The sequence below is a fragment of the Pseudomonas sp. JQ170C genome (genome assembly GCF_035581345.1).
Taxonomy (GTDB): domain Bacteria; phylum Pseudomonadota; class Gammaproteobacteria; order Pseudomonadales; family Pseudomonadaceae; genus Aquipseudomonas.
This window is the reverse complement of the sequence record NZ_CP141608.1, coordinates 4,369,375-4,382,901: the sequence shown is the minus strand read 5'-3', so window position 1 is coordinate 4,382,901 and position 13,527 is coordinate 4,369,375. Positions and strand designations below refer to the sequence as shown.

Genomic DNA, 13,527 nt, shown 5'->3' with positions numbered 1-13,527 from the left:
CTCGAAAAATGTCAGGAGTAGACTGGGCGGCCCGAACATTCATCAGGACGACGTCATGCTCAAGATCTGGGGCCGGAAGAATTCGACCAATGTCAGGAAGGTGCTGTGGTGCGCAGAGGAGTTGGGGCTTGAGTATGAGTCAGTCGATGCCGGTGGCGCCTTCGGCCTGGTGAACGAGCCTGAGTACCGGTCGCTGAATCCCAACGGCCTGGTACCGATGATCGAGGACGATGGACTGGTGCTCTGGGAGTCCAATGCCATCGTGCGCTATCTGTGCGCGCAATACGGCAAGGACGTCGATTGGTATATCAATGAGCCCCGTCAGCGCGCCGAGGCGGACAAGTGGATGGACTGGGTCACCTCTTCACTGGCCACGCCGTTCCGGCCTCTGTTCTGGGGCATCCTGCGCACGCCGGCCGACCAGCAGGACTGGGTGGCGATCAATGCTGCACACAAGACCTGTGCACAACTGCTGTCGATCGCCGACCAGGTGCTGGCCAAGCGTCCGTACTTGTCGGGCGAGCAATTGGGCATGGGCGATATCCCCCTGGGCTGTTTTGTCTACGCGTGGTTTGAAATGCCCATTGAACGGCCCGAGATGCGTCACCTTCGCGCCTGGTACGAACGCTTGCAGGAGCGCCCGGCCTATCAGGCCGCAGTGATGACCGCGCTGACCTGATCGCTACGGTCAACCTGATAGTTATTATCGATACACATGACTGTACTTGTATGACCTGGGCAAGCACCATGGTCATATTCACTGCGGCCGGTCTGTCCGGTCGCGTCCTGACCCCTTCTTTCTGGTGCATGACCCGCTATGAGTTCTGCTCTGTCCATAAGGCAGCTAACCAAAACCTACGGCAACGGCTTCCAGGCCCTCAAGGGCATCGACCTGGACGTCGCCGAAGGTGACTTCTTCGCCTTGCTCGGCCCCAACGGCGCCGGCAAGTCCACCACCATCGGTATCCTGTCGACGCTGGTCAACAAGACCAGCGGCACCGTGAATATCTTCGGCAACGACCTGGATCGCCAGCCGGCCGCGCTCAAGCGCTGCATTGGCGTGGTGCCGCAGGAGTTCAACTTCAACCAGTTCGAGAAGACCTTCGATATTGTCGTGACCCAGGCCGGTTACTACGGTATTCCAGCCAAGGTGGCCAAGGAGCGTGCCGAGAAGTACCTCACCCAGCTGGGCTTGTGGGACAAACACGATGTGCCGTCGCGCTCACTCTCCGGCGGCATGAAGCGTCGCTTGATGATTGCCCGGGCGCTGGTGCATGAGCCGCGCCTGCTGATTCTCGACGAGCCCACGGCGGGGGTGGACATTGAACTGCGCCGCTCGATGTGGAGCTTTCTGACCGAGCTGAACCAGCAGGGCATCACCATCATCCTGACCACGCATTACCTGGAAGAAGCCGAACAGCTATGCCGTCATATCGGCATCATCGACCACGGCACCATCGTCGAGAACACCAGCATGCGCTCGTTGTTGAGCAAGTTGCATGTAGAGACGTTCCTGCTCGACCTCAAGCAGGATCTCCCGCAGGCGCCCAACCTGATCGGTTATCCGTGCCGATTGGTTACCCCGCATACCCTGGAAGTTCAAGTGGACAAGGACGTGGGCATTACTGCGCTGTTCGGCCAATTGGCCCTGCAGAACATCGAAGTGCAAAGCCTGCGCAACAAGACCAATCGTCTCGAGGAGTTGTTCGTGTCTCTGGTTGAGAAAAACCTGGCGAAGGTGGCGGTATGAGTTCGGAGCTGAGCGCCAACCTGGTCGCCCTCAATACCATCGTCTATCGCGAAGTGCGCCGTTTCACCCGAATCTGGCCACAGACCTTGCTGCCGCCAGCGATCACCATGGTTTTGTATTTCGTGATCTTCGGTAACCTGATCGGCCGGCAGATCGGCGACATGGGTGGCTTCACTTACATGGAGTACATCGTGCCGGGGCTGATCATGATGTCGGTGATCACAAACTCCTACGGCAACGTGGTGTCGAGCTTTTTCGGCAGCAAGTTCCAGCGCTCCATTGAAGAGCTGATGGTTTCGCCGGTTTCGCCGCATACGATTCTTATCGGCTACACCCTGGGCGGTGTGTTGCGCGGCTTGGCGGTGGGGTTGATTGTGACCTTGCTGTCGCTGTTCTTCACCGACTTGCAGGTACATCACTTGGGCGTGACGGTTCTGGTGGTGGTGTTGACCGCGACCATCTTCTCGTTGCTCGGCTTTATCAACGCCGTGTTTGCGCGCAACTTCGACGATATCTCGATCATTCCGACCTTCGTGCTGACGCCACTGACTTACCTGGGTGGGGTGTTTTACTCCATCAACCTGCTGCCGCCGTTCTGGCAGACGGTGTCGATGGCCAACCCGGTGCTGCACATGGTCAACTCGTTCCGCTACGGCATTCTTGGGGTCTCGGACATACGCATCGGTGTGGCCATCACTTTCATGTTGATTGCCACCGCCGTGCTGTACTTCGGCTGCGCCCGTCTACTGGTCAGTGGGCGAGGAATGCGTACCTGACGCCTTTTGCTTGCGTCGGCGCCATTGTCGGCCTACCCACCAGCGCCAGTAGAGCATGGTGAGGCAGTAGGCCAGGGCGCCGAGCAGCAGGCCGCATACCACCGAGCCAAGCAGGAAGGGCTGCCACAGGGTAGAAAGCTGGTCGGTGATCCACTCGAACGTCAGTTCTTCAGGCAAGGTCCTGGGCGGAATCTGCATCAGCCAGGCGCCCATCTGATAGGTGCAGAAAAACACGGGCGGCATGGTAATCGGGTTGGTCAGCCAGACAAGGCTGACGGCAATCGGCAAGTTGCCGCGGATCATGATCGCCAGGCTCGCTGCCAGCAGCATCTGCATTGGAATCGGAATAAACGCGGCGAACAGGCCAACCGCCATCGCCCGCGCAACCGAGTGTCGATTCAGGTGCCAGAGGTTCGGGTCGTGCAACAGCCGGCCGAGAAAGCGTAAGGATTTGTGCTCCCTGATGCTGGTCGGATCGGGCATGTAGCGTTTGAAGAGTCGACGCGGCATGTAGGCTCTCGGCTATATGAAGGGGGGCAGTATGCACGGATTCTAAAAACGCCCCATTACAGACTTTGTGACAATTATTGAGCGGACGCTCGACTCCAGTGAACTAAGCCTCAGAGGGTGGATTTTTACTGGAGCTTCAAACCATGCGCACAGGGATGTTAGCGCTTGCTCTGGGCCTGTTGTGCCTGAGGGTTCTACCGGCTGTGCCATCGGTCGGAATAGTGGCCATGATGGCCTTGATCGGGTTGAGTTGCCTGCCTTGGCGGGCTCGTCCACTGGGGCTTTTCCTGCTGGGATTGAGCTGGGCGTGTGTGTCGGCGCAACAGGCGCTGGATGATCGCCTGGCGCCGACACTCGATGGTCGTACGGTGTGGCTTGAGGGCAAGGTGGTCGGTTTGCCTGAGCAGGGTGAGCGCATCGTGCGGTTTGAGCTCGAAGAGGCTCACTCCCGGCGCGCCGACCTGCCACGTCGGCTGCACCTGAGCTGGTTTGGCGGGCCAGCGGTGTTCAGTGGCGAGCGCTGGCGCCTGGCCGTCAGCCTCAAGCGCCCCCACGGGCTGCTCAACCCCCATGGTCCGGATCGCGAAGCGACCTTGCTGGCTCGACGTATCGGCGCCACTGGCAGCGTCAAGGCCGGTGAGCGCCTGGCACCCGCTGAAGCAGCTTGGCGCGAAGGTGTGCGCCAGCGCTTGCTCAAGGTCGATGCCCAGGGGCGTGAGGCAGAGCTGGTGGCACTCGTGCTGGGAGACGGCAAGGGGCTGGCCCGGGAGAACTGGGATGTGCTGCAGGCGACTGGCACGGTTCACTTGCTGGTGATTTCCGGGCAGCACATCGGCCTGCTGGCCGGGCTGGTCTATGGACTGGTCGCAGGGCTGGCCCGATGGGGCTGGTGGCCGCAAAGGCTGCCCTGGTTGCCCTGGGCATGCGGCCTGGCGTTTGTCGCCGCGCTGGGGTACGGGTTGCTGGCGGGCTTCCAGGTGCCGGTCCAGCGCGCCTGCATGATGCTTGCGATGGTGCTGCTGTGGCGCTTGCGCTTTCGCCATCTCGGGGTGGGCCTGCCGTTGTTGCTGGCGCTGGTTGCGGTGTTGCTATGGGAACCACTGGCCAGTTTGCTGCCGGGGTTCTGGTTGTCTTTTGCCGCTGTCGCGGTGCTCACCTTTACCTTCAGTGGCCGTTTGGGGGCCTGGAACCGGTGGCTGGTCTGGGGGAGGGCGCAGTGGTTGATTGCTCTGGGCCTGTTGCCGGCGTTGTTGGCACTGGGGCTGCCGATCAGTATCACTGCGCCCTTGGCCAATTTGCTTGCCGTGCCCTGGATCAGCCTGGCGGCACTGCCCCTGGCGCTACTGGGGACGCTGCTGTTGCCGGTGCCGTTGTTGGGTGAGCCTGTGCTCTGGTTGGTCGGTGGTCTGCTCGACGGCTTGTTTCGACTGCTGGGCGCGCTGGCGGATTGGCGCCCGGCGTGGCTGCCAGAACCCTTGCCCTGGTTCCTGTGGGGGCTGGTATGTACCGGAGCGCTGTTGCTGCTGTTGCCCCGCGCAATGCCGATGCGGGTGCTGGGCTGGCCATTGTTGTTGCTGGTGGTATTTGCGCCCAGGGAGCGGCTGCCCCTTGGCCAGGTGGAGGTCTGGCAGCTGGATGTCGGTCAGGGCCTGGCCTTTGTCCTGCGTACCCAAAACCACGCGATGCTGTATGACGCAGGGCCGGCGATGGGAGGGCAGGACCTGGGAGCGCGCGTCGTAGTACCGACATTGCGCAGGCTGGGTGTGAGCCTGCTTGATCTCATGCTGCTCAGCCACGCCGATGCCGATCATGCCGGCGGTGCCCCTGCGGTGCTGCGCGGTCTGCCAGTGCTCAGGGTGGTGGCTGGGGAGTCGTCAAGACTGCCGGCTGCATTACACGCCCAAGCCTGCGAAAGCGGCCAGCGCTGGCAGTGGGATGGGGTAAGTTTTTCGGTCTGGCAGTGGGCTGGCGCCCGTGACAGCAATCAGGATTCCTGTGTGCTGTTGGTGGAGGCGAGTGGTGAGCGGTTGCTGCTTACAGGCGACCTGGATGCCCCCGGCGAGCGAGCCTGGGCAAGAGACTGGCAGGCCACCCGGGTTGACTGGTTGCAGTCTCCGCACCATGGCAGTCGCAGTTCCTCCAGCCAGGTGTTGTTGAACACTACTGCGCCTCGCGGCGTGTTGATTTCCAGGGGGCGCTACAACGCGTTCGGCCACCCCCACGCCGAGGTCATGGAACGCTACCGGACCAATGGCATCGAAGTGTTCGACAGCGCCGTGCGCGGTGCATTGCGCCTGCGCCTGGGTGATTTCAGCGAGCCGTTGGGAATGCGTGATCAGCGGCGTTTCTGGCGTGACCCCAGTTGACGACCTTCGGCAGATGAGAGCCCAAGGGTCCTATGGTAAAGTGGCGGACTTTTTCTAGGGGATGCTAACTGTGTGGGAATTGGTCAAGTCCGGTGGTTGGATGATGCTGCCGATCATTCTGAGTTCCATCGCTGCCATGGCTATCATCGCCGAGCGTCTCTGGGCCTTGCGTGCCAGCCGGGTTACCCCGCCGCACCTGCTCGGGCAGGTGTGGATGTGGATCAAGGACAAACAGCTCACCAGTGACAAGCTCAAGGCTCTGCGCGCCGATTCGCCGCTCGGCGAGATCCTCGCTGCGGGCCTGGCCAACTCCCGTCATGGTCGAGAGATCATGAAAGAGTGCATCGAGGAAGCCGCAGCCCGGGTTATCCACGAACTGGAGCGCTACATCAATGCTCTGGGTACCATTGCCGCGATGGCGCCACTGCTCGGTTTGCTGGGTACCGTGCTGGGCATGATCGACATTTTCAGCTCGTTCATGGGCACCGGCATGAGCGCCAACGCCTCCGTGCTGGCCGGTGGTATCTCCAAGGCACTGATCACGACGGCAGCAGGCCTGATGGTCGGTATCCCGGCGGTGTTCTTCCACCGTTTCCTGCAGCGGCGCATCGATGAACTGGTGGTCGGCATGGAGCAGGAGGCCATCAAGTTGGTCGAAGTGGTGCAGGGCGATCGCGATGTCGACCTGGCCGAGGGCAAGGCGTGAAATTCCGGCGCAAGCCACGGGAGACCGTGGACATCAACCTGGCATCGCTGATTGATGTGGTGTTCATCCTGCTGCTGTTCTTTGTGGTGACCACCACCTTCACCCGTGAAACCCAGTTGCGGGTCGAGCTGCCGGAGTCGGTCAGCGGTGCGCCAGCGCCTGACACTGAAACCAAGCAGTTGGACATCACCATCAGCGCCGATGGCGTCTACTCGGTGAATAACAGCCTGCTGCCCAAGAGCGATCTGCCCACCCTGATCGAAGCCCTGCAAAAAGCGTCCGCAGGGGATACCAAACTGCCGTTCTCGATCAGCGCCGACGGCAAGACCCCGCACCAGGCGGTGGTGACTGCCATGGATGCGGCCGGCAAGCTCGGTTTCAGCCACTTGCGCATGACCACGGTCGAGGCGGCTTCGGGGACACCTTGATGGCCTTTGCCGATCGTTTGCTCAATGCCTGGTATGCCGGGCATCCGGCATTGGCGCTGCTGCGCCCGCTGGAGTCGCTGTATCGCCGGGTAGTGGCGCGCAAGCGTACGCGCTTTCTGGCCGGGGAGGCCGGTAGCTATCGGGCCCCGGTGCCGGTGGTCGTGGTGGGTAACATCACCGTAGGCGGCACCGGTAAAACCCCCATGATTCTCTGGCTCATCGAGCACTGTCGCCAGCAAGGCCTGCGCGTCGGTGTGGTGAGCCGTGGCTATGGCGCCAAGCCGCCACAGTTGCCCTGGCGCGTGCGTGCTGACCAGCCTGCGGCACAAGCCGGCGATGAGCCGTTGCTGATCGTGCAGCGCAGCGGTGTGCCGCTGATGATCGATCCGGACCGCTCGCGCGCCGTGCAAGCCTTGCTCGCCAGTGAAGCGCTGGACCTGATCCTGTGTGACGACGGTATGCAGCATTACCGCCTGGCTCGCGATCTGGAGCTGGTGCTGATCGACGCCGCCCGCGGCCTGGGCAATCGCCGTTGCTTGCCCGCAGGTCCGCTGCGCGAGCCCGTGGAGCGCCTGCAGGAAGTCGACGCGGTGCTCTTCAACGGCGCCACGAGCGATCGCGACGATGGCTTTGCCTTTGTCCTCAAGCCCACCGCCCTGGTCAATGTCCGCAGCGGCGAGCGTGTGGGGCTGGAACACTTCCCCGCTGGCCAGGCTGTGCATGCCGTGGCCGGCATTGGCAATCCGCAACGTTTCTTCAATACCCTGAAAGGGCTAGACTGGCGGCCAGTCGCGCATGCTTTTGCCGATCATGCGGTGTATAGCGCCCAGGCCCTCAGTTTCACCCCCGCGCTACCGCTGATCATGACCGAGAAGGATGCGGTCAAGTGCCGAGCCTTCGCCGCTGATGACTGGTGGTACCTGGCGGTCGACGCCGTGCCTTCGCCGGCTTTCGCGGCCTGGTTCGACGCACAGCTCGAACGGCTGTTGCAGGGACCACAGCTCTGATTCTTTTCTTTTTCCGGCCATTGGCCTGAGGAATACCCATGGACACCAAACTGCTCGATATCCTGGCCTGCCCGATTACCAAAGGCCCTCTCAAGCTCAGCGCCGACAAGACCGAGCTGATCAGCAAGGGCGCCGGCCTGGCCTACCCGATTCGCGACGGCATCCCGGTAATGCTGGAGAGCGAAGCCCGTACCCTGACCGATGAAGAGCGTCTGGATAAATGAGCCAGACCTTTACCGTAGTGATTCCTGCAAGGTTGCGATCTACCCGCTTGCCGGGCAAGCCATTGTTGCTGATCGCAGGCAAGCCGATGGTCCAGCATGTCTGGGAGCAGGCGCGCAAGAGTGGCGCCAGTCGCGTGGTCATCGCCACGGATGACGCTGGCATCTACCAGGCATGCCAGGCTTTCGGCGCTGAAGTGCTGATGACCCGGGAAGACCATGAGTCGGGCACTGACCGACTGGCCGAAGTTGCGGCGCAGTTGGGCCTGGCGCCCGACGCCATTGTCGTCAACGTCCAGGGCGATGAGCCGTTGATTCCGCCGATCATCATCGACCAGGTTGCCGCCAACCTGGCGGCGCATCCTGAGGCGGGCATCGCTACGCTGGCCGAGCCGATCGAAGACGTCACTGCCGTGTTCAACCCTAACGCCGTGAAAGTCGTCAGCGATTGCAACGGCTTGGCCTTGAGCTTCAGCCGGGCGCCGCTGCCCTGGGCGCGCGATGTTTTTGCGAAAAGTCGAGATACCTTGCCTGAGGGCGTGCCTTATCGCCGCCACATCGGCATGTACGCCTACCGTGCAGGCTTTCTGCATGACTTCGTCAGCTGGGGACCTTGCTGGCTGGAGCAGACAGAATCGCTGGAGCAGTTGCGAGCGCTCTGGCACGGGGTGCGCATCCATGTAGCCGACGCCATCGAGGCCCCTCCTGTGGGCGTTGATACCCCTGAAGACCTGGAGCGCGTGCGGCGCTTGCTGGAGGCCTGATGCGGGTCTTGTTCGTGTGCCTGGGCAACATCTGTCGCTCGCCCACGGCTGAAGGCGTGCTACGTCATCAGTTGCAGGCCGAAGGCCTGGAGGCGCTGATCGAAGTAGCGTCGGCCGGTACCAGTGATTGGCATGTCGGCAAGCAGCCCGACAGCCGCACCCGGCGTGCCGCCCAGTTGCGTGGTTATGACCTGTCGCAACAGCGTGCACAGCAGGTGCGCGGCGCCCACTTCAATGACTACGACCTGATCCTGGCCATGGACAAGAGCAATCTTGGCCATCTGCAGGCCATGCAGCCTGCCGGTGCCAAAGCCGAACTCGACCTGTTCCTGCGTCGTTACGACGGGGCACTGGACGAGGTGCCGGATCCTTACTACGGCGGCGAGCAAGGTTTTGAGCAGGTCCTGGACCTGATCGAAACGGCTTGCCGCCAATTGGTCATCGAACTCAAGGGACGTCTATGAGCGGGCAGTGGCAGGAGCAGGTATCGCTCAAGCCGTACAACACCTTCGGCATTGATGTGAAGGCGCGCTACTTCACCCAGGCCCACAGCGACGAGGACGTTCGCCAGGCATTGGCACAGGCGGCTGCACAAGGGCTGCCGGTGCTGGTGATCGGTGGTGGCAGCAATCTTTTGCTGACGGCGGATGTACAAGCGCTGGTGTTGCGCATGGCAAGTGCCGGGCTGCGAATTTTGTCTGATGACGGTCAGCAGGTGATTGTCGAGGCCGAGGCGGGAGAGCCCTGGCACCCGTTTGTCCAGTGGTCCCTGGCCCAGGGCTTGGCAGGCCTTGAGAACCTCAGCTTGATTCCTGGCACCGTTGGTGCGGCTCCCATGCAGAACATCGGTGCCTATGGTGTCGAGATCAAGGATGTCTTCGTCGGGCTAACGGCACTGGATCGTCAGACCGGCGCATTGCGCGAGTTTGACCTGGAGGAATGCCAGTTTGCCTACCGTGACAGCGTGTTCAAGCAGCACCCGGGACGCTGGTTGATTCTGCGCGTGCGCTTTGCCCTGAGCCGCGTGTTGCATGCGCACCTGGATTACGGGCCGGTCCGCCAGCGCCTGAGTGAGCAGGGCATCAGCAGTCCGACAGCGCAGAACGTGAGTGATGCAATTTGCAGTATCCGCCGGGAAAAACTGCCGGATCCTGTTGAACTCGGCAATGCAGGGAGCTTTTTCAAGAACCCTGTTGTGGCGGGTGTGCTGGCGGACAAGATCCGTGTTCAGCATCCAGGGCTGGTGGCTTATCCACAGGCCGACGGGCAATTCAAGCTGGCGGCTGGCTGGCTGATCGAGCAGGCGGGCTGGAAAGGCCATCGTGAAGGCGATGCCGGCGTGCATCGTCTGCAGTCGCTGGTACTGGTCAATTACGGCCAGGCCACGGGTGTGCAGTTGCATGAGCTGGCGCAGAAGATCCAGGCCGACATCCTGGAGCGTTTTGGTGTGACGCTGGAGATGGAGCCTAACCTGTACTGATCGGCAGGACATGGGCAATAAAAAAGCCCCGCCAGTTACCTGGCGGGGCTTTTTTTCAGCCTGGAAGATCAGACGAGCGGTTTGTGCTCTTCTGCGGTTTCCAGGACTTCGGTTTGCTGCTCGGCCGCTGCTTTGGCTTCAGCAGCTGCAGCTGCCTCGGCTTCGCGCTTGCGGCGACGGACTTCACGTGGGTCGTTAGGCGCGCGACCGCTGCTGGTCAGGGCGCTGGCTGGAGCGGGTGCTTCAGCTGGCGTCTCAGCCACAACGGCTGGCGCTTCCACAGGTGCTTCAGCGACTGCGGCCGGCGCTTCAACAACTGCCGGGGCAGGTTCTGCGGCGACTTCAGCAACCACTTCAGGCTCAGCCTGCACTGGAACCTGGACTTCAGGCTCGGCGGCAACGGCTGGCTCGACAGCTTCAACCTGGGCGACAACGACTTCTTCAACCACCGGCGCGATGCTGACTTCGGCAGCTTCTACCGGTGCCTGGAAGGGTTGCTCGACAACCGGGGCTGCAGCGACTTCGGCAACTTCTACGGCTTCGGTCACTTCAACCACTTCAGTCACGGACTGAGCTGCTTCGACAACCGCAGGCTCGGCAGCTGCTTCAACCGCAGGTGCCTGCTCTTCGACGGCGGCAGTTGCGCGTTCGGCTTGCTGGTTGGCCTGGGCCTCGGCGTCGGCGCTGATGTTGCTGGTAGCGACGGCAGCGGTTACCGCCAGGCCAGCAGCGAGTTCGGCACCCAGCGCGCTTGGCTGTGGCTGTTCTTCGTTGCCTTCTTCGGTCTCGGAACCTTCTACCAGGTTGCCGTTGGCATCGCGCTGACGCTCACGACGGTTGCTGCGACGACGCTGGCCACGGGAGCGGCGACGTGGACGATCGCCTTCGGCGCCTTCCTGGTTGTCGTCCTGCAGCAGTTCTTCGTTCGGCAGTTGCTCTTCAGCTGCTTCGGCAGCCTGTTCGGCGGCACGTGGCTGGCGCTCTTCGCGTGGTGGACGTGGTTGACGCTCTTCGCGCGGCGCACGTTCCTCGCGCGGTGTGCGCTCTTCACGTGGGGCGCGTTCTTCGCGTGGTGCACGTTCTTCACGAGGCTGGCGTTCTTCACGTGGGGCACGCTCAGGGCGCTCTTCGCGTACGGCTGGAGTAGTGGCATCCAGTGGCTCGCGCAGTTCGCGGACCGGACGGTCTTCGCGGGAGCGACGCTCTTCGCGTGGAGCGCGAGGCTGACGCTCTTCGCGTGGCTGACGAGGGGCGCGCTCTTCGCGGGCCTGGGTTTCCTCGCGCGGTTCACGGGCTTCGCGAGGCTGACGCTCTTCGCGCGGTGCGCGCTCTTCGCGAGGCTTGCGATCACGATCTTCTTCACGACGGCCGTTGCGGTTGCGGCTCTGCTGACGACCGTTGCGGCGCTCTTCGTTGCGCTGCGGGCGTTCGGTCGCTGGCTTTTCGGCAACGACTGGCGCGGCGGCAGGTTCGTCCTTACCGGCAAACAGGCTGACCAGCGACTTCACCAGGCCCTTGAACAGGCTTGGCTCAGGGGCGACGTGGACCGGGGCTGCCGGTTGTTCCACTGGGGTCGGAACCGGTGCATTGGCACGGGCCGGTGCAGTCTTGACCGCGGCTTCCTGGCGAACCAGGGTGCGGGTGGCGGCAGTCGGCTGGACTTCTTCGGTCTCGGCAGCAGCGATTTCGTAGCTGGACTGGCTGCTCAGCGCTTCCGGGCTGTCGTCGCGCAGGCGCTGGACTTCAAAGTGTGGGGTTTCCAGGTGGTCGTTCGGCAGAATGACGATACGAGCCCGGGTGCGCAGTTCGATCTTGGTGATCGAGTTGCGCTTTTCGTTGAGCAGGAAGGCGGCAACCGGAATCGGCACTTGGGCGCGAACTTCGGCGGTGCGGTCTTTCAGGGCTTCTTCTTCGATCAGGCGCAGGATGGCCAGCGACAGGGATTCGACGTCGCGGATGATGCCGGTGCCGCTGCAGCGTGGGCAGACGATGCCGCTGCTTTCGCCCAGGGATGGGCGCAGGCGCTGACGGGACATTTCCAGCAGGCCGAAGCGCGAGATACGGCCGACCTGTACACGGGCGCGGTCGGCTTCCAGGCACTCGCGTACCTTTTCTTCGACGGCACGCTGGTTCTTGGCCGGGGTCATGTCGATGAAGTCGATGACGATCAGGCCGCCGATGTCACGCAGGCGCAGCTGGCGGGCAATTTCTTCGGCCGCTTCCAGGTTGGTCTGCAGGGCGGTCTCTTCGATGTCGCTGCCTTTGGTGGCGCGTGCCGAGTTGATGTCGATGGACACCAGGGCTTCGGTCGGGTCGATCACGATCGAGCCGCCGGACGGCAGGTCGACCACGCGCTGGAAGGCGGTTTCGATCTGGCTTTCGATCTGGAAGCGGTTGAACAGTGGGACGCTGTCTTCGTACAGCTTGATCTTGCTCGCGTACTGCGGCATCACCTGGCGGATGAAGGTCAGGGCTTCTTCCTGGGCGTCGATGCTGTCGATCAGCACTTCGCCGATGTCCTGGCGCAGGTAATCACGGATGGCGCGGATGATCACGTTGCTTTCCTGGTAGATCAGGAAAGGTGCGGAACGGTCCAGGGAGGCTTCCTTGATCGCGGTCCAGAGTTGCAGCAGGTAATCCAGGTCCCACTGCATTTCTTCGCTGCTGCGGCCCAGGCCGGCAGTGCGCACGATCAGGCCCATGTCGGCAGGTGCGACCAGGCCGTTCAGGGCTTCGCGCAGTTCATTGCGCTCTTCGCCTTCGATGCGACGGGAGATGCCGCCGGCACGTGGGTTGTTTGGCATCAGGACCAGGTAGCGACCGGCCAGGCTGATGAAGGTGGTCAGGGCGGCGCCCTTGTTGCCACGCTCTTCTTTTTCGACCTGGACGATGACTTCCTGGCCTTCGCTGAGTACTTCCTTGATGTTTACCCGACCTTCCGGGGACTTCTTGAAGTATTCGCGGGAGATTTCCTTGAGGGGGAGGAAGCCATGACGCTCGGAGCCGAAGTCGACGAATGCGGCTTCCAGGCTAGGTTCGATCCGGGTGATCCGGCCTTTGTAGATGTTGGCCTTCTTCTGCTCGCGCGCACCGGACTCGATGTCCAGGTCGTAGAGACGTTGGCCGTCCACCAGAGCTACACGCAACTCTTCGGGTTGAGTTGCGTTAATCAGCATTCTTTTCATGTAATACCGTCGGTTTCCGGGCTGCCGGAAACGGCGTTCGGCACACACGACTTCTCACGGTCGGTGTCAGGTGCGCAAGGGGTGGCGGGCCACCCCCGTGTCCAGCGACATTCGAGCCAGTCTGGTAACCCAGTGCTGCCGAAGTCGCGACGACGCGTCCTGCTTGCTGTGGTGTCAAATGCACTCAGTCAGGAGGAGGAATCAGCCTTCGGCCGTGGACGCCCCAGGGGCATCTTGATCAAGACCGGGTCCGGTCGCCTGGCCTAAAGGCCGCTGGACTGGACGCAGTACTACACGGTCCGACGGTTGTGCATCTCCACCCTACACGTATCCC

13 protein-coding genes are annotated in these 13,527 nt (G+C 62.2%); 11 read left to right on the top strand and 2 right to left on the bottom strand.

All coding sequences use genetic code 11. The features are described 5' to 3' along the window. Positions 1-55 precede the first annotated feature (55 nt). The 3 genes from U9R80_RS19890 (at position 56) to U9R80_RS19880 (ending at position 2,526) form a co-directional block, all read left to right on the top strand. Entirely contained in the window at positions 56-679 is a 624-nt protein-coding gene (locus U9R80_RS19890; protein ID WP_301839475.1) for a glutathione S-transferase family protein, read from the top strand. Between the two features lie 138 nt (positions 680-817). Then, the gene (locus U9R80_RS19885) at positions 818-1,750 is read left to right on the top strand and encodes an ABC transporter ATP-binding protein (protein ID WP_301839476.1); all 933 of its coding nucleotides are present in this window, start codon (positions 818-820) and stop codon (positions 1,748-1,750) included. After that, positions 1,747-2,526, top strand: a complete 780-nt coding sequence (locus U9R80_RS19880; RefSeq protein WP_301839477.1) for an ABC transporter permease — start codon at positions 1,747-1,749, stop codon at positions 2,524-2,526. Before U9R80_RS19885 ends, U9R80_RS19880 begins: the two co-directional genes overlap by 4 nt. Here the strand turns inward: U9R80_RS19880 and U9R80_RS19875 are convergent. Beyond that, the gene (locus U9R80_RS19875) at positions 2,494-3,036 is read right to left on the bottom strand and encodes a DUF2062 domain-containing protein (protein WP_301839478.1); all 543 of its coding nucleotides are present in this window, start codon (positions 3,034-3,036) and stop codon (positions 2,494-2,496) included. The genes U9R80_RS19880 and U9R80_RS19875 overlap by 33 nt on opposite strands. Before the next feature lie 143 nt (positions 3,037-3,179). Between U9R80_RS19875 and U9R80_RS19870 the strand changes: the two genes are divergently transcribed. From U9R80_RS19870 to murB, 8 genes are all read left to right on the top strand, one after another. Next, positions 3,180-5,402: a DNA internalization-related competence protein ComEC/Rec2 gene (locus U9R80_RS19870; RefSeq protein WP_301839479.1), complete on the top strand. Its 2,223-nt coding sequence runs from the start codon at positions 3,180-3,182 to the stop codon at positions 5,400-5,402. Between the two features lie 70 nt (positions 5,403-5,472). Continuing rightward, positions 5,473-6,108 (top strand): MotA/TolQ/ExbB proton channel family protein, encoded by a 636-nt coding sequence (locus U9R80_RS19865; RefSeq protein ID WP_301839480.1) that lies wholly within the window; start codon positions 5,473-5,475, stop codon positions 6,106-6,108. Then, on the top strand, positions 6,105-6,536 hold the full coding sequence (locus U9R80_RS19860) for an ExbD/TolR family protein (RefSeq protein ID WP_301839481.1): 432 nt from the start codon (positions 6,105-6,107) through the stop codon (positions 6,534-6,536). The genes U9R80_RS19865 and U9R80_RS19860 overlap by 4 nt, the downstream gene beginning before the upstream one ends. Further along, positions 6,536-7,543 (top strand): tetraacyldisaccharide 4'-kinase, encoded by a 1,008-nt coding sequence (lpxK, locus tag U9R80_RS19855; protein WP_301839482.1) that lies wholly within the window; start codon positions 6,536-6,538, stop codon positions 7,541-7,543. Before U9R80_RS19860 ends, lpxK begins: the two co-directional genes overlap by 1 nt. A 38-nt stretch (positions 7,544-7,581) precedes the next feature. Then, positions 7,582-7,767 (top strand): Trm112 family protein, encoded by a 186-nt coding sequence (locus tag U9R80_RS19850; protein ID WP_011532874.1) that lies wholly within the window; start codon positions 7,582-7,584, stop codon positions 7,765-7,767. Continuing rightward, entirely contained in the window at positions 7,764-8,528 is a 765-nt protein-coding gene (gene kdsB / locus U9R80_RS19845) for a 3-deoxy-manno-octulosonate cytidylyltransferase (RefSeq protein ID WP_301839483.1), read from the top strand. The genes U9R80_RS19850 and kdsB overlap by 4 nt, the downstream gene beginning before the upstream one ends. Then, positions 8,528-8,992 (top strand): low molecular weight protein-tyrosine-phosphatase, encoded by a 465-nt coding sequence (locus U9R80_RS19840; RefSeq protein WP_301839484.1) that lies wholly within the window; start codon positions 8,528-8,530, stop codon positions 8,990-8,992. Before kdsB ends, U9R80_RS19840 begins: the two co-directional genes overlap by 1 nt. After that, positions 8,989-10,008: a UDP-N-acetylmuramate dehydrogenase gene (gene murB, locus U9R80_RS19835; protein WP_301839485.1), complete on the top strand. Its 1,020-nt coding sequence runs from the start codon at positions 8,989-8,991 to the stop codon at positions 10,006-10,008. Before U9R80_RS19840 ends, murB begins: the two co-directional genes overlap by 4 nt. 68 nt (positions 10,009-10,076) lie before the next feature. Here the strand turns inward: murB and rne are convergent, their stop codons facing one another. Then, entirely contained in the window at positions 10,077-13,193 is a 3,117-nt protein-coding gene (gene rne, locus U9R80_RS19830) for a ribonuclease E (protein ID WP_301839486.1), read from the bottom strand. Positions 13,194-13,527: the final 334 nt, after the last annotated feature.